This window comes from Streptococcus mitis, from assembly GCF_000722755.1.
Classification (GTDB): domain Bacteria; phylum Bacillota; class Bacilli; order Lactobacillales; family Streptococcaceae; genus Streptococcus; species Streptococcus mitis_CM.
Genome location: NZ_JPFY01000013.1, coordinates 497,039 through 517,572, shown reverse-complemented (window position 1 = coordinate 517,572; position 20,534 = coordinate 497,039). Strand labels below are relative to the sequence as shown.

Annotated in this window: 22 protein-coding genes and 1 pseudogene; 3 read left to right on the top strand and 20 right to left on the bottom strand. The window is 37.8% G+C overall.

Annotated elements, in window-relative coordinates; all coding sequences use genetic code 11:
• The first annotated feature begins 111 nt into the window (after positions 1 to 111).
• From SK578_RS11045 to SK578_RS05760, 3 genes are read left to right on the top strand one after another with little or no spacing between them, the layout of a single operon-like run.
• A complete protein-coding gene (locus SK578_RS11045; protein WP_193389839.1) occupies positions 112 to 375 on the top strand; it encodes a hypothetical protein in 264 nt (87 codons plus the stop codon).
• 55 nt (positions 376 to 430) lie between these two features.
• The gene (locus SK578_RS11040) at positions 431 to 595 is read left to right on the top strand and encodes a hypothetical protein (protein ID WP_000201399.1); all 165 of its coding nucleotides are present in this window, start codon (positions 431 to 433) and stop codon (positions 593 to 595) included.
• Between the two features lies 1 nt (position 596).
• Entirely contained in the window at positions 597 to 1,205 is a 609-nt protein-coding gene (locus SK578_RS05760; RefSeq protein WP_024478356.1) for a hypothetical protein, read from the top strand.
• A 34-nt stretch (positions 1,206 to 1,239) separates the two neighbouring features.
• Here the strand turns inward: SK578_RS05760 and SK578_RS05755 are convergent, their stop codons facing one another.
• From SK578_RS05755 to glyA, 20 genes and pseudogenes are all read right to left on the bottom strand, one after another.
• Complete coding sequence (locus tag SK578_RS05755) at positions 1,240 to 4,053, bottom strand: phage tail tip lysozyme (RefSeq protein WP_000653450.1); 2,814 nt, start codon at positions 4,051 to 4,053, stop codon at positions 1,240 to 1,242.
• 11 nt (positions 4,054 to 4,064) lie between these two features.
• Positions 4,065 to 6,422 (bottom strand): VirB4-like conjugal transfer ATPase, CD1110 family, encoded by a 2,358-nt coding sequence (locus SK578_RS05750; RefSeq protein ID WP_200872075.1) that lies wholly within the window; start codon positions 6,420 to 6,422, stop codon positions 4,065 to 4,067.
• Positions 6,373 to 6,732 (bottom strand): PrgI family protein, encoded by a 360-nt coding sequence (locus SK578_RS05745; RefSeq protein ID WP_033607216.1) that lies wholly within the window; start codon positions 6,730 to 6,732, stop codon positions 6,373 to 6,375. Before SK578_RS05745 ends, SK578_RS05750 begins: the two co-directional genes overlap by 50 nt.
• A 53-nt stretch (positions 6,733 to 6,785) precedes the next feature.
• Positions 6,786 to 7,640 (bottom strand): VirB6/TrbL-like conjugal transfer protein, CD1112 family, encoded by an 855-nt coding sequence (locus SK578_RS05740; protein ID WP_001054256.1) that lies wholly within the window; start codon positions 7,638 to 7,640, stop codon positions 6,786 to 6,788.
• Positions 7,641 to 7,656: 16 nt separating this feature from the next.
• Positions 7,657 to 7,899 carry a hypothetical protein gene (locus tag SK578_RS05735; RefSeq protein WP_000627865.1) on the bottom strand — a complete coding sequence of 81 codons (243 nt, stop codon included), beginning with the start codon at positions 7,897 to 7,899 and terminating at the stop codon, positions 7,657 to 7,659.
• 21 nt (positions 7,900 to 7,920) lie between these two features.
• Positions 7,921 to 9,797 (bottom strand): annotated as a pseudogene (locus SK578_RS10590) (VirD4-like conjugal transfer protein, CD1115 family).
• Positions 9,797 to 10,285 (bottom strand): hypothetical protein, encoded by a 489-nt coding sequence (locus SK578_RS05720; RefSeq protein WP_000093677.1) that lies wholly within the window; start codon positions 10,283 to 10,285, stop codon positions 9,797 to 9,799. Before SK578_RS05720 ends, SK578_RS10590 begins: the two are co-directional and overlap by 1 nt.
• The gene (locus SK578_RS05715; RefSeq protein ID WP_042751132.1) at positions 10,275 to 10,574 is read right to left on the bottom strand and encodes a hypothetical protein; all 300 of its coding nucleotides are present in this window, start codon (positions 10,572 to 10,574) and stop codon (positions 10,275 to 10,277) included. The genes SK578_RS05720 and SK578_RS05715 overlap by 11 nt, the downstream gene beginning before the upstream one ends.
• A gap of 333 nt (positions 10,575 to 10,907) precedes the next feature.
• Positions 10,908 to 11,495 (bottom strand): CPBP family intramembrane glutamic endopeptidase, encoded by a 588-nt coding sequence (locus SK578_RS05710; protein WP_042751131.1) that lies wholly within the window; start codon positions 11,493 to 11,495, stop codon positions 10,908 to 10,910.
• A 2-nt stretch (positions 11,496 to 11,497) separates the two neighbouring features.
• Entirely contained in the window at positions 11,498 to 11,731 is a 234-nt protein-coding gene (locus SK578_RS05705; RefSeq protein WP_022524953.1) for a hypothetical protein, read from the bottom strand.
• A gap of 12 nt (positions 11,732 to 11,743) precedes the next feature.
• The gene (locus SK578_RS05700; RefSeq protein ID WP_042751130.1) at positions 11,744 to 12,124 is read right to left on the bottom strand and encodes a thioredoxin domain-containing protein; all 381 of its coding nucleotides are present in this window, start codon (positions 12,122 to 12,124) and stop codon (positions 11,744 to 11,746) included.
• A complete protein-coding gene (locus SK578_RS05695; protein ID WP_042751129.1) occupies positions 12,117 to 12,566 on the bottom strand; it encodes a hypothetical protein in 450 nt (149 codons plus the stop codon). The genes SK578_RS05700 and SK578_RS05695 overlap by 8 nt, the downstream gene beginning before the upstream one ends.
• Complete coding sequence (dcm, locus tag SK578_RS05690) at positions 12,550 to 13,908, bottom strand: DNA (cytosine-5-)-methyltransferase (RefSeq protein ID WP_042751127.1); 1,359 nt, start codon at positions 13,906 to 13,908, stop codon at positions 12,550 to 12,552. Before dcm ends, SK578_RS05695 begins: the two co-directional genes overlap by 17 nt.
• Positions 13,909 to 14,006: 98 nt before the next feature.
• Positions 14,007 to 14,786, bottom strand: coding sequence for a replication initiator protein A (locus tag SK578_RS05685; RefSeq protein WP_042751125.1), 780 nt, complete (start codon positions 14,784 to 14,786; stop codon positions 14,007 to 14,009).
• Entirely contained in the window at positions 14,783 to 14,956 is a 174-nt protein-coding gene (locus SK578_RS11035) for a hypothetical protein (RefSeq protein WP_080709979.1), read from the bottom strand. The genes SK578_RS05685 and SK578_RS11035 overlap by 4 nt, the downstream gene beginning before the upstream one ends.
• Before the next feature lie 208 nt (positions 14,957 to 15,164).
• On the bottom strand, positions 15,165 to 16,526 hold the full coding sequence (gene rlmD, locus SK578_RS05680) for a 23S rRNA (uracil(1939)-C(5))-methyltransferase RlmD (RefSeq protein ID WP_042751123.1): 1,362 nt from the start codon (positions 16,524 to 16,526) through the stop codon (positions 15,165 to 15,167).
• 73 nt (positions 16,527 to 16,599) lie between these two features.
• Positions 16,600 to 17,574 carry a DUF1002 domain-containing protein gene (locus SK578_RS05675; protein ID WP_042751122.1) on the bottom strand — a complete coding sequence of 325 codons (975 nt, stop codon included), beginning with the start codon at positions 17,572 to 17,574 and terminating at the stop codon, positions 16,600 to 16,602.
• Between the two features lie 73 nt (positions 17,575 to 17,647).
• Complete coding sequence (gene pmp23, locus SK578_RS05670; RefSeq protein ID WP_000476381.1) at positions 17,648 to 18,262, bottom strand: cell wall hydrolase Pmp23; 615 nt, start codon at positions 18,260 to 18,262, stop codon at positions 17,648 to 17,650.
• A complete protein-coding gene (locus SK578_RS05665; RefSeq protein ID WP_042751121.1) occupies positions 18,262 to 19,236 on the bottom strand; it encodes a nucleoid-associated protein in 975 nt (324 codons plus the stop codon). Before SK578_RS05665 ends, pmp23 begins: the two co-directional genes overlap by 1 nt.
• A gap of 7 nt (positions 19,237 to 19,243) precedes the next feature.
• Positions 19,244 to 20,500, bottom strand: a complete 1,257-nt coding sequence (gene glyA, locus SK578_RS05660; RefSeq protein WP_042751120.1) for a serine hydroxymethyltransferase — start codon at positions 20,498 to 20,500, stop codon at positions 19,244 to 19,246.
• Positions 20,501 to 20,534 lie beyond the last annotated feature (34 nt).

Sequence of the window (20,534 nt, the reverse complement as noted above, 5' to 3'; positions counted from 1 at the left end):
ACTCCAATCCTACCAAATATTCCTTGAAAGAAGTATCACAACAAAAAAAGAGAACGAGCCAAAACTGCGTTCTCCTGAAAATGATAAAAATATACTATAAAAGTAAAAAAGATGACTTACAGAACCTGTAAGCCACCTAGTCAGTCGGTTTATTCTGGTGTCTGCCACCGCTTGGCCCTTACGTCCAAGATTGCTATCGGATTTTGTTCTGGTGTCCGCCACCGCTTGGCCCTTATGTCCAAGATTACTATCAGATTGACCATGAGCCAACCACTCATCTACACCATTATTCTAACGAATATGAGCTACAAATGCAAGAGAAAAACTTATTTTGGATTTATACACTATAGAAAACATACACTATCTTCAGATTGAACTTTTGTTCAAAATAAGCTATAATGAATTTAAGTAGAAACAGGAGGTAGAACAAATGGCTACAATCAGTTTAACACGTGATATAAAACTAACAAACGAAGATGCTCTAAAAATTCTTAATCATAAACCATCTAAAAAGCTACAAGCCGTCTTGAAATCTATTGAATCACAGGACGCTACCGCTCCAACGAAAAATAAACTCATTTCAAAGTATCTGTAAGATGACAATTCAAGTAACACCACTTAAGCAATATCTTGAAAATATTCAAGTGCTGGCTCCTGATAAAACTGAGAAACAAGTTCAGGAGCTATTTAAAACTATCATTTTAGAAAATGTTAATTTCAAAGATAATGAAGAGATGTTGACTTATCTATCTGATAAAGCTCCCAATTTTGAAAAACAACATCGTTCTCGTAATTTTATCGTTGAAGAAACTGAAACAAATAACATCATAGGATTCTTTAGTTTATCTCTCAAAGTTGTTGATATTTCTGATTTAAAGGAATCCTTAAAAAAGAAACTCGTCCTAAAAGGAAAAAGTCCCAAAAATATTGATTATCTCCCTGTGTTACTTATCGGTCAATTCGGCAAAAACACAAAGCTAAATAAACTATCAGGACAAGAGTTATTTGAAATTGTAATTCAAAAAATTGAAGAATTTCGAGCAATTGTAGGAACTCAGATGGTATTTTTAGATAGTATCAATCATCCTAAAGTCATTCAATTTTATGAACAGTTCGGATTTGTTGCTTACAGTCAATTGATTAAAGACGATCATCAAGTAAGTTATCAACCTATGGCATTAAATATGTCACTCTATAAAAAATAAGAATCATGTCACCTAAACTGATGACATGATTCTTTTATTTCACCGTATAAGCAAAACTGATGGCACTATCTGCTTGCGAGATTTTTCTAAAGGTATAGTTAGGGTTGCCACCATAGTTAGTTTCAGACACAAGGAAAGAACCATCATCATAGACTTTCTCGACAAAAGCCACATGACCGTAGATAGCTGGTGTGCCATGTGTACCTCCTACAAAAGAAACAATGGCACCTGCTCTTGGTGTAGAGCCAGTTTCCCCACCAAGACTTGAAGCTGTCGCAACCCAGTCTTGACCATTTCCCATGGTATTAATGATTGAAATCTTCTCACCATTACTTCCTTTTAATTTTAAGCCTAACTGATTCATACGAGCCGCAACACCCCATGTACATTGTCCATAGGCATAGGCCATACCATCTCCACCACCAGGAACAGAATGATCATACAAGTCCCCACGAACACCTTCGAGGGATTGTGGATCACTCTTTGCCTGTCCTCCGTTTGTTTGGCTAAAGCCTTTTTCAATTTGGTAATACCATTCTGTTGCTCTGGTTTGTCTTTCCAGTAGTTTGTCACCAGAATTTCCCTCCCAATAGGTAAGGAAGAGTTGGGCTAAATTGGCTGCACTGCCCGTATTTCCAAAGAAATCCTTTAACCAACTTTGATAGTAAGGACTATCCCCATGAAGCATAAAATCAAGTTGGAGATCTAAATCATACCACTTCTTATTTTTGATATGTGCATAATTCAATAAAGCTGTATGCCGTGTTGAACCATCTGCAGTATCCGTCCATTGACCTAACCCCAAACCTCTATGAAGGATATTAGGATAAGCACCACTATAAATGGCTGGACCTCCAATTGCTAACCAGGTTTCATCATCCCATGAGGAATCGGTAGCGCCAACAGGAGGAGATAAATAATCCCCTTCAGCTCGTTTTGGATTAATAGAAGATTCTACCGACCAATTTCCTAAAATAGCCGCAATGGCTTGGGGACTTGCCCCTTGAGATTTCAAAAACTCATAAATATGTTTTGCTCGTTCAAACTCATCCCCACCAAACTGACCAATGGCAGGTAAGATAGTTGTCTGAAGTTGAATGACTTTTGGAAAATAAAATTGCGGATTGACATACACCAATTTTTCTTTCTTGTTCTTATACTTTTGATAGGAAACTTTCAAACCTGTATCGTCTGGTGTTTCACCAATAATATCACCCGTTAAGACTCTTGTCCCCTCAATCGCACGGCCATTATGAATAGAATACAAGGTCAATCGACTCTCATTCTCTCCTTTTCCGTTAGTGAGAATAATATTGTCACCATCTAGAGATACAACTCCATCCATTGGTGCGACAATCGTTTGGTGAGCCTTTGCTTCTAGTAGAATGTACTCCTGAAGAGTAGGTTTCCCATCTAAATCATAGTATCCATAACGATAAGTCATGGTTAGACTATCTTCGTTGCTTTTCCCCTCAAATGGATTGTCCAATTCCTGCATGGAAGCATATACACCCTCTTCTTTTAGTTCCTTCATTTCCTCTTGATCGTCTTTCGAGAGTTTATACTTAGGAGTTTCATAGAGGTCTTGCATGGATTTCAAATCATCCCCATCGTTTAAATCATGCCACAAAGTAGACAGATAATCCTTGTAAGTTTCTGAACTAAATAAGTGAACTGGTTTGTGTAACTCATAGTCATGGAATTTAAAGTTCATATAGCCCATCACATCATCAACTTTTGTGTAATAAGTAATTCCTTTGTCATTTGTGCGAGTATGTTCTGCATCTTCCCAAGTTAGATGGGTATAAGCTTTTGTTAATTCAAATTCATCTTGTTGAATCAAACTAGCAGATGAAAATCCTAAAAAGAAGCTCATCATAAGTAAGAGAAGAAAGACTAATCCTCCAACTATCCAGGTTGCAGGATTCCCAGCCGTAAATGTAAAGAAGGAAAAGGCTGCTTTTAGTTTTTGATAGATATTTCGGACACTTGAAAGACCTTGTTTCTTTAATTTTCGATACCGATTTTTAAAGGAACTTGGATTATCTTTCGCTAGTTTCCATCCTTTTCCATCCTTAAAATGATGGTATCGCTCTTTTGTGTTGGTCAGTCTTTTCTTGGTAAAACGACCTGTTGCTTGTCCTGTTTTGACACTAGCTTTTCCAAGATTATAAGAAAGTCGACTGTAGCGTTTCCCTTTTCTAATGGTCTCTTGAAGTGTACGATAGCCTTCTAAATCTTCATTTTCTGAAGCTAACTCTCCACCTTCACGTCCAAGGACATAAAGAAAAGTTTTGGCTTTCCTACTGACTTTTTTGGACTTATAGGCTTGTTTAGTAGATTTTAGATTATCTTTTGCGGCCTTGACTTCTTTCTTAGCTTTTAATTCTTCTAAACTCTTCCCTTGAAAGAAAAAATTGGATTTTGCTTTCGATTCCTGACCATAAAGAAATTTTTGATTGGTTTTTCTTTCTTTACGACTCTCTTTTCTTTCTTCTTTTGCTTCTACCTTGGCTTCTCTAAATTGCTTCTTGGCTATTTTCAATCGTTTCCTAGCATGAGGCAATCGTCTGTCTCTTAATTCTTTCCGATTCAAAAGAGATGGAGGAGTATTTTGAAGGATGTGATTGTAGTCTTCATTTGCTTGTTTTACTCTAGCCTTTGAAGCTTCTCTCATCTCCTCTAGCTTTTCTTTTATCTCTTTTTTCCATGCTTTTTCATCCAGTACAGCGGAATCTTTTTTCTGTTTCCTTACCTCCTTCTTTCCTTTTTTCAAGAATTTCTTCTCATCTTTTAGACTTCTTCTAAATGCCTTTCGGGCACGTATGATTTCTCTTTTATCCTTCATTTACCTTCCCCTTAATTAGAAGCCATTTTATCAGGATCCGTACTCATGATATCAAACAATTGAGTACCTTGAGGAATCTTATTTTTAAAGGGAACGACAACTGAACCAGCTTTTATTAGTCCAGCCCCTTTTTCTGGATTGACTAGGTATTTTTCGAGTTCTTTTGACAAGCCTAAGAGTTGAACCAATTCTTCTCTATCATTTTTTGCTTGCTTGAGGAGAATCATAAATTCACTATTTGCAATAATCCGTCTACCATTTGGATCTAACAATAAGGTTTCGACGTTTTGGGTTATCCCAGTCGGACTGGCTCCATATTTTCTGACACGACTCCACAATTTAAAGAAGAAATCACTGGCATATTTATCTAATAAGAGAAGCTGCATCTCATCGAAATAAATCCAGGTCTTCTTCCCTAATTTTTGATTCCGAACGACACGATTCCATATCTGATCAAAAACAACCATAAGGGCAATTTGTTTCAGCTCATCTCCTAACTTTTTAACATTATAGATTAAGAAATTGGATCCTGTTTGAATATTGGTCTTATGAGAAAAAATATCAAGAGAACCTTCAACATACAGTTCCATATCAAGTGCCAAATTCTGCGCTTCTTCTTCTGCTTGTTGGCTCAAGACAAAGACCCATTCTTCCAAAGAAGGCTCTTTAAATGACTGATAAGTGAGTCTCGTAACTCGGTCGATAATCGATTTTTCTCTCCCATCCATTTTTCTATCCAATAACTTACCGATAAAGGATAAAAGAAATTCTGATTTTACCTTTACAGGATCCTCATCCATATTTTCCTCAGACAAGTCAAGGACATTGAGATAGGTTTGGGAATCAGGCGCAATATCAATCATTTCTCCCCCAAAAGTTCGTCCAATGACACTGTACTCTGCTTCTGGATCCACGATGATAATTTCAGTATTTTCACCAGATTCCTTGATTTTGGTCGTGATAATTTCATGCTTGGTTGCCATCCCTTTCCCAGCTCCAGATGTTCCTAAAATCAGACCAGACGGTGTATTTAATAGGCTGCGATCAATGGTAATAATATTACTTGATATTTGATTGATACCGTAATATTTCCCACTACGGTCTTGTAAGTCTACTGAAGTCCAAGGTGAGTTCACTGCTACATTAGATGTTAATAAACTCCGTGATACTCCCTCTAAAAAATCACAACCAAATGGTAGCAAACTATTAAAGGCTGCTTCTTGCATATATGGTAGTTTATCAATCATTAGGTCATTTGAGCCAGCCACTTGTTGAATAGTGTCTAGTGCTTGTTTGAGTTCTTCTTCATCCTGACCAAAGACCCCAATCAAGAAGACTGTTTGAAATAGTTTATCTCCTGTCTCGGTCATGGTTTTTAAGAGTTCCTCGGCTTCATCGATATTGCTTTCTAATACATGACCTACTTTTTCCAAATAGATACCTGTACGAGCAAGTTTTTGTTGTTCCCCGATCTTTTGGGATTCCATCAAGGTCTTCTTTGTTCGTAGTTTCTTCATGGCATCTGCCTTGGTCGAACTTTGAGCATGGAGGCTTACAATCAATTCCAAATCTCCTTGCATGAGGTCTCTGATAAACTGATCTCCTAATTCCATACCGTAGTCTCTCACATAGACAATCTGTAATAAACGGTCATTGATTTGTAGGTAATTCTTGTTTTTAAAATCCAAGAGATTAGGTGCTATGAAGTGACGAGTTGTCTGACCCGATCTCGTTAAATCACGGTAAGAAAAAGGAAGATGGTGTTCTCCTCTAAGCATATCCGCCAACAGGTTCACCCGTTCTTCACCAGCCAAGGATTCAAAACGTGCATCAATTTCTGAGAAACCACTCTTGAAATATTCTCCTATTTGGGACAAGGAACGATAGGCTTGTTTGGGGTTAGAATCCTTTCTACCAAAGCTAATCAGTTTCACAGCTGAAAAATTATTTTCACCACTGTCTAAATTCTGATTCATCATCCGATTCAATTCTTTACGATAGGTATCATATCCATCTTCTTTTTCCTCATACAAAACACTTTGTCTGAATTTTTCTAAATTCAATCTTTTATTAAAGATAGTCAATTGGAAGTTGGTTTGGTCATCTAGGGAGTTAATCAAATCAGAATACTTCTCAATGATTGCGCCCTTGTCTTCTAAACCAACAGTCTGGTAATTGACGTCCCCAAGTAAGTAGCTTTGTGAGAAATAATCTTCTTTTACCTGCATTAGACCATTTTGGTACAGGGCTTGATAGGCAAGGCTATTCGCTGTAGAGGGTAACACTTCCTCTTTTTTTCCTTTAATTTCTTCCTTTTTATTAGTCATTGAAGTTTTTTGTTTCTTTAATGTATTTGATTTTCTTTTCATGTTCAGGTCCTTTCTTTCCAGTAATTGTGCGTAGGGGAACCGTTAGTTCAAAATGAAGACGGTATTTCAAATAATGTTCAAAATATAAATCATTGGGTTTATAGACTCCAAAGAGCATGAGGGGGATGGTAAAGGCAAACACAAAACCGTAAACAAACCAATCTCCAAATTGCCAGTAAAAGAGATTCAAACCCAAAACAATAACTGTGACAATAAAGGCTGGTAGGACAAAGATGATTTGTCTTGTTGTGAAACCTAACCAAGCCCTGTGCTGGTATTTTGAGATGTCTTTAAAGACACGTGTATTCATGACTTTCCTTTCTAAAAAGGCTAAGAAGCAATCACTTCCTAGCCTTTATCTAATTACATACCTAAGATTGAGCGAGCCGTACGTTGAGAACCAACGAGGGCAATAATCAGTAAGATAGCTTGTATTAAACTACCAAACATAATCGCAAGAGATTGCAGGACTCCTGCACCATTTGAAACAGCTATTTTCCCAGCAGATTCAAACAAAGGAACAAGAGAAACAATCAGAAAAATAAGAACCCCTTGTACCGCATAGACCATAATATTTTTTAAATAACCAATACCAATAGACTTCCACTCATCACTTAAAAATGTTGGAATCGTAAGAGGGGCAAATGGAATCATAAGGTAGAGTTGAATAAATCGAATAGATACCAAAAGATTAACCATGGCTGCACTTACTATCCGAACTAGCCAAATGAGGAGGGCGAAAAAGCCCACAATCATCCGGCCAATAAATCCTGAACCTTTTAATCCAGAGATTGTATCATACTTTGCCCCACCGTGAGCCACAATCGAAGCCACTTGTTCAATGGCGTGACTCGCAATCCCGATGATGGCTTCTACAATCACGGTAGTGTTAGTAATTACAACTGCGACCATAATATAACTAATCAACATCGGCGCTAATGCTTCAAAGGTCATCGCTCCTCCTGAGTTAGCAATTTTCTTTGCCATCTTCGAAAATTCTAAGATGAGAACAACTGATAAAATCGCAACTCCAAGAGGCTGCATGACACTTTTAGTAATACTAGACATATAAGTCCAAACTGTTGGATTGTAGCTAGATAGAGATTTAATCAGATCTACAGTAGATTGTAAATCCACATTAAATCCTTCAAATAAATTTTCAGCTGATATTTTTTCAGATGCAAGGTAAACAAAGGGTGAGACTAAACTAAGATTCATGTCATTGTTGATCCTCCTAAATTGAAATCTGGGTTACAAAGGCTCCAGCAGCCCCTACCATTACTCCACCGACAATTTCAAGAATGGCATTCCGAACACCTGGTCCACCATCTTTAATGTTGGTTGCAAGGTTGACAATCCCTACAACAACGAGAAAGGCACCAACTGCAATCAATCCCTTCTGTAACAAAGACATAGCTTGTGCAAACATAGCACTTGCGTCTACTCCATAAACAAAACCTTTAAAATGCGTAATCATCTATTTTCCTCTTTTCTATTTTTATTTTAAACTAGATTCAAAAGTTAAATCACGAATTCTAAGGCCTTCAAGATGATTTTCTTGTCTTTGATTCAAAGGATTGATTTGATAGTTCCACCACCGTTCATCGCTTTCTTGATTGGCTAGGTATTTCCAGTTTGGATGCTTAATGGAATTGTACTTTTTACTTTTAAAGACAGGCATATTGGCAATTCGAACCAAGCATTCATGCCGTTTCATATTTCCGACTTCATCAGGTGTCATTAAATCACGAGCAATCTTTTGATGAGAAAGGGATCCTGAACCTGTCTGGCCAAAGGAACGACTCGTATTTCGAACATCAATGGTTTGTTTACCGAGTAAGCCACTCATAAATTTAAAGGTATCTTCATCATTCCCACCTAAGTAGACTAAGCTATCACAGTTCCCAAGAATGGTTTTCCAAGCTTCTTTTTCTTTATAGAGCCCTTGAAGTTGGGCAATATTTTGTAGAATAGGAACGAGACTCATATTTCGAGAACGGACTGTTGAGGTTTGTTCAGCAAAATCTGGGATTTCTCCGATATTTGCGAACTCATCTAAGTAAACTCTCACATGAAGAGGTAATTGACCCTTAAAATCAATATCTGCTTGTCTTGTTAGGGTTTGAAATACGGTTGAAAAAAAGAGGGCTGAAAGAAAGCGAAAGGTACTATCGTTATCTGGGATAACTAAGTAAACCATTGATTTTTCCTGGCCCCATGTCTTCATATCAAGGGTATCTCTTTTGGTCAAATCCATGACACTTTGAATATTGAAGAGGGCAAATTTAGCAGTGGTTACAGCTATAACAGAATCCAGAGTCTTATCCTTATAATTTTGGAAATCTGCCCAATTTCGCATGGTAAAATTTTCAGTCCCATACTTTTTAGCATAATTTTCAAATAGAATTTCTAAGACACTTTTTTCTTGGTTTTCACCCTTGGATAAGTGTTTAATGAGTTTTGAGATTTCAGCAAAACTTGGATAACGCCCTCGTTTTTTTCGCTCTTCCACTTCTTTTTTTGACGTTTCAACAAGTTTTGGTATTCTGTTTGACTCAAACGACTTTCTTCAATAAGCTGTTCTCTTGTTTTAGGTGGATTATAGAAATCGACCAAGTAGGAGGCTAAAGCTCGTACCAAAGTCATAGAAGCTTCATCCCAAAATGGATCACTACGGGAGCCAGAGCCTTTAGTGTTATTAAAATAAACCGTCAGCATACGATTCAAATCATTTTCTGTCTCTATATAGCGAAAAGGATTGAAGCCATCTGAGTTCTTCATATTGACTAAATCTAACACCTTTACTTGGTAGCCATGTTCTAAAAAGAGTTTGCCTGTTTTCTCGGCCAAGTGATCTTTAGGATCCACGACAATATTTGAACTATTCATCTGAATTAGATTGGGTTTTACAAAGCGAAAGGTCTTCCCACTTCCTGAACCTCCGATCACTGCAATATTCTTATTTCTATCATATTGGGGTGGTTTTTTATCTAATAATGTCAAACGAACATCTTGTGCTAAGATCGTATCATGAGAAAATTCTTTACCGTAAAAGAGCTTCTTTTCTTTTAGAGTTCCAAAACGGGCGCTCCCGTATTCTACCCCTTCTCGGTATTGTTTTTTGCCAGTCTCTAAATAGAGATAAACCAGCAACATCATCACAAAGCCTAGTAGAAAAAAAGCACTTGATTTTCCAGTAAAAGAAACATTCCATGGCGACTGAAGAACTTCATCTTGACCTTCCATTAGAAGATGAGTCCATTTATCTAAGGTATTTCCAGTATAGGAATCATACAAAAGCGTCAAACGATGAAAAAGATAGCCTAGTAAGATACCTAACAGTGAGAATAGTAGGAATTTCTTTCCACTGTACATCATCTCACCATCTCTTTCTGTTTGACGGCTCCTTCTTGTCTAAAGGTAATTTGGGATTTAGCCTCATCAATTGCGTCGTCTAATGACTTATCCATAGTAAAATCAGCTAATTTCTCCGGATCATTAACCATTTTTTCTAACAGATGGTCTAAATGATTGTCTAGAATCGAACGGTCTTTCGTGTAGAAATGCAGAGAATCCCCTTGCCAAGCGATGGCCAAAGGAATCTCTTCTTTTTCTAAAAAAGCTTTAAATTTCTCTATATCAATTGGTTTGTCTAAAAAATCTTTTTTCAGATTAATTGTATCAATCGAATAGGGTGATTGTAGCAATTCTTCTAATTTCTGTACCCCTATCTTATAGGCGGAATCTTGTGCTAAAGCCTGACGTCTAGACCATTCTAGAATCTTTAAAAGACTTTTTACAGTAAATAAAAGACTACGCTCAGCATATTGAACTGCCATTCGTTCCTGTTGTTCAGAGGACATCTGATGCCTCCTTCTTCACAAATAGCAGCTTTCCTTCTTTATAACGATAAGCTATCAATTTCTGACGTTGCTTAATCGACTTGATAACCTGCAGTAGATATCTCGAATAAGGTTCTCGAAGAGTAACTTCTACTGCCTTCCCATCAAAGATACCAACACGTTTAAATTCAATGTAGTCTTTTTTAAGATGTCCTAAGCCCATACCAAAAGGAAAGTGATGAATTAATTGGATGGTACAACCACCTTTATTTCCCATTTGTTTCAAATCATACAAGTTTACTACTTTCATGATTAACTCCTTTATCTAGTTTGTCGCATCGTTTAAGTCTGGTAACGATAAACTCCGTGTCTGTTAGAAAATTCTCACACACGTCTTGTGCCAGTTGCCCTTCACAGGGAAATACTCTCAGTCCCTACTTACACAGGCACGCTAATCAAGACGGAGTGGATTCAATTTTCAAAGAACAGGTAGCTTTATTATAGATAAGAGTAGTTGAAATTTTTATCACATTTTTTATTTTCCTGTAGAGCTAAATTCATACTAAACAAAGATTTTGAAATAAAAGACTAACATTGTTACATAACGTTAGCATTTCATTTCCCTAAAACAAGCTAAATTGGTCTAAAAAAGCAGCAAGCTATAAACTAATAGGTTCCACACTAAATGTAGCCCCATACTGCCCCATAAGTCAGATTTATAGCGTACAAGCCCTAAAAACATCCCAAGTGAAACATACAAACACCAAGCTAAAATGGTTCCTGGATGATGTACTAAGGCAAATAAAACACTTGTCAACGCAACTCGAATATCTAATTTTCTCACCAAATTCCATATAATTTCTCGATACAGAAATTCTTCAACCATACTCGCATTGATTAAGAACAATAAAAATGAAAACCAAGGAACTTGATGTTGAAGGCAAATTAGATTTGCTTGATTCGTGGTTCCTTGAGCATGGATTAGGCTAAAACATAGACTTATAATCAGTAGGCTAGCTAATCCTATACCAAGCCATTTCATCCTAGATTTCATACTGACCTTATGCGCTTTTTTACGTTGACCATACATCCATAAAAATGAAATGAGTGACGAACCATAGAGAATCTGTAGTATAGTTAACTCACCGATACAAAAAAATTTCAGTAAGTATAGAGATACCAATAGGACATTTACTTGTTGGAATATATAAACTGGAATTATTCTTTTCATAGTTACCTCCGAAATAAATCTTCATAATCTAACTCTAATACCTGCACAATCCTTTCTACCCATGGACTTTGAGGCATTCGTTGTTCCATCTTGTAGTGGCGTATCTTTTGATACAAACGGTTCAATTCACTTGGATAGTGAAACTCTCCCGCAAACATTTTTCTGGTTAACTCAATCCAGCTGATATTTCTTTCAGCCAAAATAATGGACAAGTTCTCCCAAAATCGTTCAGCCATATTTCTTCTCCTTTAGTTAGATAAATAATGTGTTTGTGCCATGTAAATCAATTGTTTCGTATCTCTTGGCAATAAAGCTCTAGCCTCCTCCAGATTCAGATTTGGATAAACTCGCTTATTTGAAACCGCAAGAGGAAGTCTGATGGTTAGTTCAGGATTTTTTAATATCATTTCGATGAAATCTGTTAATTTTAGGTTATCTCGATTCTTAAAACGTAATAAATTTGGAGATAAAAACTCAAAACAATCTGAAGAATAGCTCATCAGCTCAATTAATTTATCTCTTGTCATTTCAGAAATCGAATGACAGGATACCTCAATGCCATAGTTTTGGAAGAATTCTAAAAGAAGTTGATTTCTATGGTTATTTTTACTTAGATAGAGATCAATCATGGGAGACCTCCCAAAGATTCGGTTCCATTTGATATTCTGAAACGATTAAGGAATCTAATAAATTTGAGAAGTTAACTGATTTCTTGTCTTCATCATAAGCTTTTACAGTTACTTGAGTTGTAAGTATTCCCTCTTTTCCCTCGGCTCGATAGCCTTGCCCATATAAAACAAAAACAAGATTATGATTATCATCTACAAAGGCATCAGCTCCGTTCTTTATATCCTGACTTTCAAGGAATTCCATAATGTTTTGAAGATAGGATTCATAAAATAGTGGGTAATTGTGTTTTTTATGGTAATAATCTAAAAATTTCACTTCAAACTCACATGGATAATTGGGCATCAAAAATATTTGTTCATCCAACTGCATCATTTCTGCATCATGTAATTCTGTTTCTAATTCATCACAATATAGTATTGACTCTTTATTTAACGCTTTCATCTTTTTCCTCTATTTCTTTTAATTTCTTTGCGATTGCGGCAATCACAGGAACGGTTACACTATTACCAGCTTGTTTATAAAGCTGACTATTACTAGAGACTTTTCTAGCAGCTTCAAAAGCCCAATCAGGAAAACCCTGCAAGCGAAAACACTCTTTAGGAGTGATTCGTCGTATTCTCAGACGGTAAAATTGTCCATTTATTAAAATACCAGCAACATGGTAAACTTGTTTATCTTCTCCTTCATAGCTAGCCACTACTACTCCCATTTGACCACTAGTTGTTAACGTATTCGCTATACCTTTTCCAACTCTACCACGACGATACTGAGAACTTGGTCTTTCTAAATTGATTGAATCCCCAATCTCTGCTTGAGCATATCCTTTTTTCGTTGCCTCTCGGACTTTTAGAAATTGGATTGGTTCTGGAATCAGTATTTTGGGGATTTTATCTCCACCTTGCATCGTAGTCAGTGTTGGAGATAAGCCCTCACTTCCATAGACGCGACCAGTTTCCTTAAAGCTAGTTGGTAAATCTCCAACAACGACAATACCATGGCGATCCTGAGTATTTAAAGTAAACATTGGCTCTTGATTATCCTTGAAACGTCTACCATTTTGTCTTTTTTCTAATCTGTCTGGTGTCATACAAGGAATCGCAACTTTAAATCCTTCTCCTTTTCCACGAACTAAGGTTGGCGCAAGACCTTCTGAATAATAGACTTTACCACTCATTCCACTTCTTGATGGATTTAAATTCCCTAGTGCTTTCAAAGTCTCAGAGTTAGTTGCTTGACCTTCTCGTCTGAAAGGAAATAAGAGTCTGGTACCTTTCTTTCTAGAATGTCCGATAATAAACACCCTCTCTCTGTTTTGGGGAACGCCAAAATCCTTACTGTTAAGCACCTGCCACTCAACATCAAACCCCAACTCATCAAGTGTGGTAAGGATTGTGGTGAACGTCCGTCCCTTATCGTGATTGAGTAGGCCTTTAACATTTTCAAGAAAAAGAAAACGTGGTTGGATTTGTTTGGCCGCGCGAGCAATTTCAAAGAACAAAGTTCCTCTAGTATCTTCAAATCCCAATCGTCTTCCTGCGATTGAAAATGCTTGACAAGGGAATCCCCCACAGATGACATCGACTTTCCCTCTGAGTTTTTTAAATTCGTCATCTGAAACATCTCGTATGTCATGAAATTCTATTTCTCCTTCCGTTTGAAAAATGGACTTATAAGATTTCCTAGCAAATTTATCAATCTCACAAAATCCAATACACTCGTGTCCGACACTTTCCATTCCAAGCCGAAATCCGCCTATACCTGAAAATAAATCAATAAATCTCATTTCTTTATCACCCCTTTCTGATCGACTATCAATGCCCAAAGAGTCATACCGCTTGAAATTAAAATGAGCAAAACTAATATCCACTCGATTGACGACATTTAACCACCTCCTTTTCTAACACGGTTATTCCAAACAGAATACAGGCCATTAAACACAAATTCAGCAAGTACTTCCGCACGTCTAACAAAGCGAACATTGTCAAGAGCATACTGATAGATTCTCTCAAAATCAGTCATAGCAATTTCACTGGCTGTTTCAGAAAAACCCTCTCGTCTAAATTGATCTTGTACCAATCCCCAAATATAATCTCGATCATATTTTGTGACCTTTTCTACTTTTCTTTTCAAGATAGGTTGAGTATTCCTATCCTCCTCATCCTCAATAAATAAAGAATCAGTCTCACTATATTTAGTCTCACTAACTTCAGTCTCACTAGGGGCTGAATGTGAGACGGGGGGCGTTTCATTTTCAACCTGCCCTAGTCTTTTTTTAACACTAGGCCTGTTCGAACTAGCTACTGGGGTAGAAGACAACTCCCCTAAATAAATCTTATTAGCTAGTCTTCCTTTCTCACTTGAAGACTGTTGAACTTCATCAATTAAGTCATATTCTTTAAGATTTTTTTTGATAGACAGTAATTTTGACTTCGAACAACCTAATAGCTTCATCAGTTTAGAATTAGAAAATACTAAATAAACCGCTCCTTCTTCATCTATCCAACCACGACTAAGAGATAATTCTAAACGATCTTTTAAAATAGAATAAGCCACCTTTACTTCAAGTTTCATATCCATATATTTCTCATCCTCAAAAAGAATTTTAGGTAATTTATAATACCGTTCTGAAGTTTGGTATTGATTTGCGGTAATTCGTTTCATAGCGCTCCTCCAAGTTCTTTGAGTATTAAATCTCCACTTGATTCCAATCGAACCAAGCCACTTTTTTCTAATTCAGCCATAAGAGAGATGGCTTCAACAATATCTATTCCCATTTCACGTACTAAAAATGAAATGACAATATAGCGTGATGAATGTAATTCTTTTGTCATTTTCCCTCCTGAAAATAAAAAAAGGAGAACAATATACAATTGTTCTCTCTTTAGATAAATATTTATTGTTGTATTCATTTTTCCGATGCGCAAACGACATCTACAAATACATATACATCTATGTTCCTTTTTAGGACTTTTTTGACGTCAAAATTGCCTTTATCTACAAACACAAAATGCTTGTAAAATAGCTTAAAATCAAGGATTTTCACCCTCTTTTTCGTTGTAGCAACACTACACACTCCACGTGGTGCGTTTGAGGAAAAAGATCCACCGGCTGTACTTTCTTCAATTCATAGCCCAATTCTTGATAAAGTTTGATATCACGCGCCATGGTTGCGACATTACAGGAGATATAGGCGATGCGATCTGCTCCTGTTTGGCTACTTGCCTTGATAAAGCTTTCGGTTAAGCCCTTGCGTGGAGGATCAACCAAAATAACGGTTGGTTGAATTCCATCTTTGAGCCAATTTTTCATAGCATTTTCAGCTGTGTCACAGACATAGTGGGCGTTTGAAATATTGTTCAGCTGAGCATTCTTCTGGCTATTCTCTACTGCTTCTGGAATCACTTCAACACCGTAGACTTCCTTGACGTGTTTTGCAACAGAGAGGCCAATCGTTCCTATACCGGAATAGGCATCAATGACCACATCATCTTCTCTTAACTCCGCAAAGTCAATGGCTGTTTGATAAAGTTTTTCAGCCATTTCAGTATTGACTTGGTAAAAAGCAGGTCCAGCGATTTGGTAGTCATTTCCCAACATCTGGTCAGTGATAAAGTCTTGTCCATAAATGGTGCGCCATTCCTTACCAAAAATAGCATTAGTGTTCTGGTCATTGATATTTTGCATGACAGACACAATCTCTGGGAACTGCTTGATGAGTTGTTCAATCAATTGCTCCACACGAAAAACTTTGGGACGAGTTGTTACCAAAATAACCATGATTTGCCTTGAATAGTGGCCACGACGCACCACAAGATTCCGAATCAAGCCAGATTGTTCCTTTTCGTCATAAGGTTTCAAATCATAACGGCGGAGCAATTCGCGTAGGGCTACCACTACCTCGTCAATCCCAGGATCTTGGATAAAGAAATCTTCAAGGGGCATGAGATCATGAGAATTCTTACGGAAAAATCCTGTTTCCAAGACACCATTTACTCGACGAACAGGCACCTGAGCTTTGTTACGATACTTGACTGGATTTTTCATGCCAAGCGTTTCAGCAACCTCTACATTTGCAATTCCAGCAATCTTGTAGAGACTGTCCTTAACTTGCTTAGTTTTAAATTTGAGCTGTTCTGGATAGGCAAGATGACCTAAATCCGCGATTCCTGAACGCAGGTAAGCCAAATCTAGATCTTTATTACGGTGTGGTGATTGAACAAGGTATTCTTCAACTTTACCAAAGCCAATCTTTTTATTAACCTTGAGAACTCGCATGAGGATTTTTTCACTCGGTAAAGCATTCTCTACAAAAAATACCAAACCATCCACCTTGGCCACTCCTGCACCTTCGTGGGTCAAATCAACAATTTCAACTTCTACAATATCATTTTTCTTTAACATTCTCTTCTCTTTCTATTGGCCGACAAAAAAGACGGCAACGTTACGGTTACCATCTATTATACCATGAAATTTCTTAAGAACCAAAACTCTTGAAGAAGTTGACAATGGCTTGCCAGAGAGAGCTTAAGAAGTTCCCACCGTCCTCTAACGCCTTATCTGCATCAAAGTTAAGGTTGATATTTTTAAAACTGTCTCCAGCTTGTGATACGATGCTTTGTTTAAGGTCATTTAGGGTTTTAGTGAAGTCTGCATTGCTGAGGATATCACTTTTTGAGAGATTCAATGCAAAATTGATGATGATATTGATCTGGTTTCCTGTTATGACCTGATCAAGTTTGTAATTTTTTAAGGTATCTTCAACGATTTTACGGACATCTTCCTCTGTCAGATTTCCCTTGCTTTCTTTCGCTTTGGCTAGTCCTGACTTGATATCCGCTAGGGCAACGTTTAATTTATTAGCATCATAGCCTGATTTGTCTTTGTTTTCAGCATTGATATCTGACAAAGCCTTTAGCTCTTCTTGAGCCAAGTCTTTATTGGCTTGCGGTACCTTAGCTCCATTAGCCTCTAGCGAATAATAAATTCCTGCTAAAGCACTTTCACCTGTGACGGGAATAGGTGCTGCTACAGTGATTTTTGCATGTTCCACACCCAAGGTTACTGCTGCATTTCGGTACATATCCTGCGTCACCTTAGTGATGTTTTCAGGAGTTTCAATCTTGACCTCAAGTGGAGACTTGTCACCTAGTTTTTGAATCTTGGCTGATGAATACAATTGTAAGCTAGAGTCATTGGCGACATTCATAATCTTAGAATAGACATCAGGTGTCATGGTCTTGAGTTCTTTGGTGTCTGTTGAGGCATTGTAGCCTAGTTTTTTAAGGGTTTGATTTTTTTGGTCTTCAGATAGTGAAGAACCTAGGACATACTCAGGTTGGACATAGGTTTCATCGATAACTTTTTGCACATCTGTTGCTGCATGGGCGCTATTCATAGCTGTTACTGCCCACAAGACCGCAGCACTGGTCAGAAAGAGTTTCTTTCTCATAGGGAATTTCCTCCTTTACCTTTCTAGAGTAATATATCTATCTTAAAGAAAACTTATAACAAAAACACCTGGACTAGCCAGATGTCGAAAAGAGAGTGAAACATTTGATGATATAAAGGTTGAGTTGCACCTGTCTAGAATAGTAATAGTTTCCTCCATTTACGTAGAGTTCAGCACCATGAAAAATAGAAATGGGGTGAATATAACTATAAGTCTTTCCAGTGGTATTGCCAAGCAAGGGAGCAACCGTATCACGAGAGTACTGTTTCGCCAGTGCTAGGGTATTTTCCTTACCATTTTGAGCGATATAATCAATATAGGCAGGGCCAAAATTATAGGCTTGCACAGCCGTCCAGACATCAACACCTTTATTCTGGGCCAGATAGAGATTGTCTGTCAGAGTTTGCACACCTTGCCGAATGCTAGATGCATTATCATTGATGGTATTGGTCGAACCACTTGCAGATTCACTAGACTGCATGACGTCGCCTTCTTTACCTTTTGTTTCAGTATAAATCATAGCGAGCACGAGCTCTTCGTTTGCTGGGGTGTCTTTTTCACTCAAAATTTCTCGCACCATGGGTTGATAGGTCATGACTTGCTTGACATCTTGGTGAACGCGATAAGCTTTATAGCCAGCAAAAAGGAAGACTGCTAGTACAAGCACTCTTCGAATTCGTTTAAACATTATTTACTTTGAATATCCTCGATATTTTTGATTAAGATAGAGTAAGTTCCATTGTCATTTTGGATAAACTCGACAGACTCGGCGTCTTGATAGACGTTATTGGGAACGATGAGCTCAATTCCATTTGACAAGGAGAGTTTTTGGTTTTCAAATTTCTTTAATTGGCGACTGGCATCAATTTCATCAAACTGGACAGGTTCTGGTACTGCTTCTTTGACTTGATCAATAAAGCTCAAACGAGCCGTCAGATTATTGTCAAAAAGGTCGTTGGCCAATTTTTCAGGTGACAATTCATTGCTTTCTTCTAGATTATTGAAAATCGCTGATTTGACCTTGGATTGAAATTGAAAATCATCTGTGTTAAAAGATTCAGCAATGCGCTGTGCCGTTTTTTCCAGTTCTTTGATAGATTTCTTGGGTGAAATTTTAGGGGCGACAGCAAGAAGATTATCTGAAAAATAGTTCAAGAAAGTCCCGTTGTGCTTGATTCGTTTTTCAATCAGATGGTACTTGCGGCTCTGAAGATTGACCACCAAGGCTTCGTCGGCACCCGTTCCAAATCCAGGCAGGTTATTCTGAGTCAGCTTGATTGGATTGTCAACTTCTCCACCGAGGTGGGTCAAGGTCTCCCGCAGGGCAATTCGTAAGAAAGCAAAATGTTCTACACCTTCTTTAGAAAATTGCACAAAAACCAAGTCATTGGTCTTGAGATTTTCAGAAATGCTGAACTCCTCTTTCCAGAGATTAGCCAGTGTTACTGATGTCTCCAACAAATCGTCTGTGATGTGATTGAAGAAGGGATTTTCTTCTTCGAAAATCCCAGTCTTGGCTTCATCTGAATACACACGTTCAATTTTTTTACGCAGGTATTCTTCGATTTTTGGAGTGATATTGAGAAACTTATCCGCTAGAAACAGCTCGGTATCATCCGGACTGAACTGATGGATAATGGCTTTCTTAATATAAATGTCCATAAAAATTTTAGTCCTCGTATAATGGGAAGGCATCTGTTAATTCTTTAACTGCACTTCTCACTTCTTCTAAGACAGCTTCATTTTCTACATTCTTAAGGGTTTTAATGATGAGTTCAGCCACTTTGCGACTTTCTTTTTCACCAAATCCACGTGCAGTAATGGCTGCAGATCCGATACGAATTCCGCTTGTCTTGAATGGTGACAAGGTTTCGTAAGGGATTGAGTTTTTATTTAGGGTAATATTGACTTCATCCAGCAAGTTTTGAGCAACTTTTCCGTTTTCTACAACTTTAGTCACGTCAACTAGGAAGAGGTGGTTTTCAGTTCCGCCAGAAATGATACGGAAATCAGGGTCTTGCAAGAAGACATTTGCCATAGCCTTGCTGTTTTTAATAACATTAGCAGCATATTCCTTGAATGCTGGATCTAATACTTCTTTGAAGGAAACTGCCTTAGCAGCCACAACATGCTCCAAAGGTCCACCTTGAATACCAGGGAAAATAGCTGAATTGATTTTCTTAGCTAGGTCTTCGTCATTGGTCAAAATCAAACCACCACGAGGTCCACGAAGGGTTTTGTGAGTCGTTGTTGTAGTGATATGAGCGTATGGCACTGGGCTTGGGTGAAGACCAGCTGCAACCAAACCAGCGATATGAGCCATATCTACCATGAGCTTAGCCCCAACAGCATCAGCGATTTCACGGAATTTTGAGAAGTCGATGATTTGAGAATAGGCTGAAGCACCTGCTACAATCAGTTTTGGTTTGACTTCTTGAGCTTGTTTCAAGATAGCATCAAAATCTAAGAGTTCCGTTTCAGGGTCAACACTGTAAGAAACAAAGTTGTAGGTTTGACCTGAGAAGCTAACAGGAGACCCATGAGTCAAGTGACCACCTGCGGCCAAGTCCATCCCCATAACCGTATCGCCAGGCTCAATCAAGGCCATGTAAGCCGCACAGTTGGCTTGGCTTCCTGAGTGTGGTTGGACATTGGCAAATTTTGCACCGAAAATTTCTTTTGCGCGTTCAATGGCTAGAGTTTCTACCACGTCTACTACATCAGTTCCACCATAATAACGGCGTCCTGGGTAACCTTCGGCGTATTTATTCGTCAAGATAGACCCTTGAGCTGCCATAACAGCCTTGGAAACTACGTTTTCCGAAGCAATCAACTCAATGTTGTTTTGTTGGCGTTCCTCTTCTTTGGCAATAGCATTCCAGAGATCAGCATCATATGCTTTAAAATCGTCTTTGTCAAAAATCATAGGTCTTCTCCTTTATAGTGTGACTGGTCCTTTA

Coding starts and splice junctions, on each gene's coding strand:
- glyA (WP_042751120.1), bottom strand. CDS start 20,500: ATGATTTTTGACAAAGACGATTTTAAAGCATATGATGCTGATCTCTGG.
- SK578_RS05700 (WP_042751130.1), bottom strand. CDS start 12,124: ATGATTGATCTCTATCTAAGTAAAAATAACCATAGAAATCAACTTCTT.
- SK578_RS05745 (WP_033607216.1), bottom strand. CDS start 6,732: ATGAATACACGTGTCTTTAAAGACATCTCAAAATACCAGCACAGGGCT.
- SK578_RS05695 (WP_042751129.1), bottom strand. CDS start 12,566: ATGAAAGCGTTAAATAAAGAGTCAATACTATATTGTGATGAATTAGAA.
- SK578_RS05735 (WP_000627865.1), bottom strand. CDS start 7,899: ATGATTACGCATTTTAAAGGTTTTGTTTATGGAGTAGACGCAAGTGCT.
- SK578_RS05685 (WP_042751125.1), bottom strand. CDS start 14,786: ATGAAACGAATTACCGCAAATCAATACCAAACTTCAGAACGGTATTAT.
- SK578_RS05715 (WP_042751132.1), bottom strand. CDS start 10,574: ATGAAAGTAGTAAACTTGTATGATTTGAAACAAATGGGAAATAAAGGT.
- dcm (WP_042751127.1), bottom strand. CDS start 13,908: ATGAGATTTATTGATTTATTTTCAGGTATAGGCGGATTTCGGCTTGGA.
- SK578_RS05720 (WP_000093677.1), bottom strand. CDS start 10,285: ATGTCCTCTGAACAACAGGAACGAATGGCAGTTCAATATGCTGAGCGT.
- SK578_RS11040 (WP_000201399.1), top strand. CDS start 431: ATGGCTACAATCAGTTTAACACGTGATATAAAACTAACAAACGAAGAT.
- pmp23 (WP_000476381.1), bottom strand. CDS start 18,262: ATGTTTAAACGAATTCGAAGAGTGCTTGTACTAGCAGTCTTCCTTTTT.
- SK578_RS05740 (WP_001054256.1), bottom strand. CDS start 7,640: ATGAATCTTAGTTTAGTCTCACCCTTTGTTTACCTTGCATCTGAAAAA.
- SK578_RS05755 (WP_000653450.1), bottom strand. CDS start 4,053: ATGAAGGATAAAAGAGAAATCATACGTGCCCGAAAGGCATTTAGAAGA.
- SK578_RS05705 (WP_022524953.1), bottom strand. CDS start 11,731: ATGGCTGAACGATTTTGGGAGAACTTGTCCATTATTTTGGCTGAAAGA.
- rlmD (WP_042751123.1), bottom strand. CDS start 16,526: ATGTTAAAGAAAAATGATATTGTAGAAGTTGAAATTGTTGATTTGACC.
- SK578_RS05665 (WP_042751121.1), bottom strand. CDS start 19,236: ATGGACATTTATATTAAGAAAGCCATTATCCATCAGTTCAGTCCGGAT.
- SK578_RS05675 (WP_042751122.1), bottom strand. CDS start 17,574: ATGAGAAAGAAACTCTTTCTGACCAGTGCTGCGGTCTTGTGGGCAGTA.
- SK578_RS05710 (WP_042751131.1), bottom strand. CDS start 11,495: ATGAAAAGAATAATTCCAGTTTATATATTCCAACAAGTAAATGTCCTA.
- SK578_RS11045 (WP_193389839.1), top strand. CDS start 112: ATGACTTACAGAACCTGTAAGCCACCTAGTCAGTCGGTTTATTCTGGT.
- SK578_RS11035 (WP_080709979.1), bottom strand. CDS start 14,956: ATGACAAAAGAATTACATTCATCACGCTATATTGTCATTTCATTTTTA.
- SK578_RS05760 (WP_024478356.1), top strand. CDS start 597: ATGACAATTCAAGTAACACCACTTAAGCAATATCTTGAAAATATTCAA.
- SK578_RS05750 (WP_200872075.1), bottom strand. CDS start 6,422: ATGAAAAGAAAATCAAATACATTAAAGAAACAAAAAACTTCAATGACT.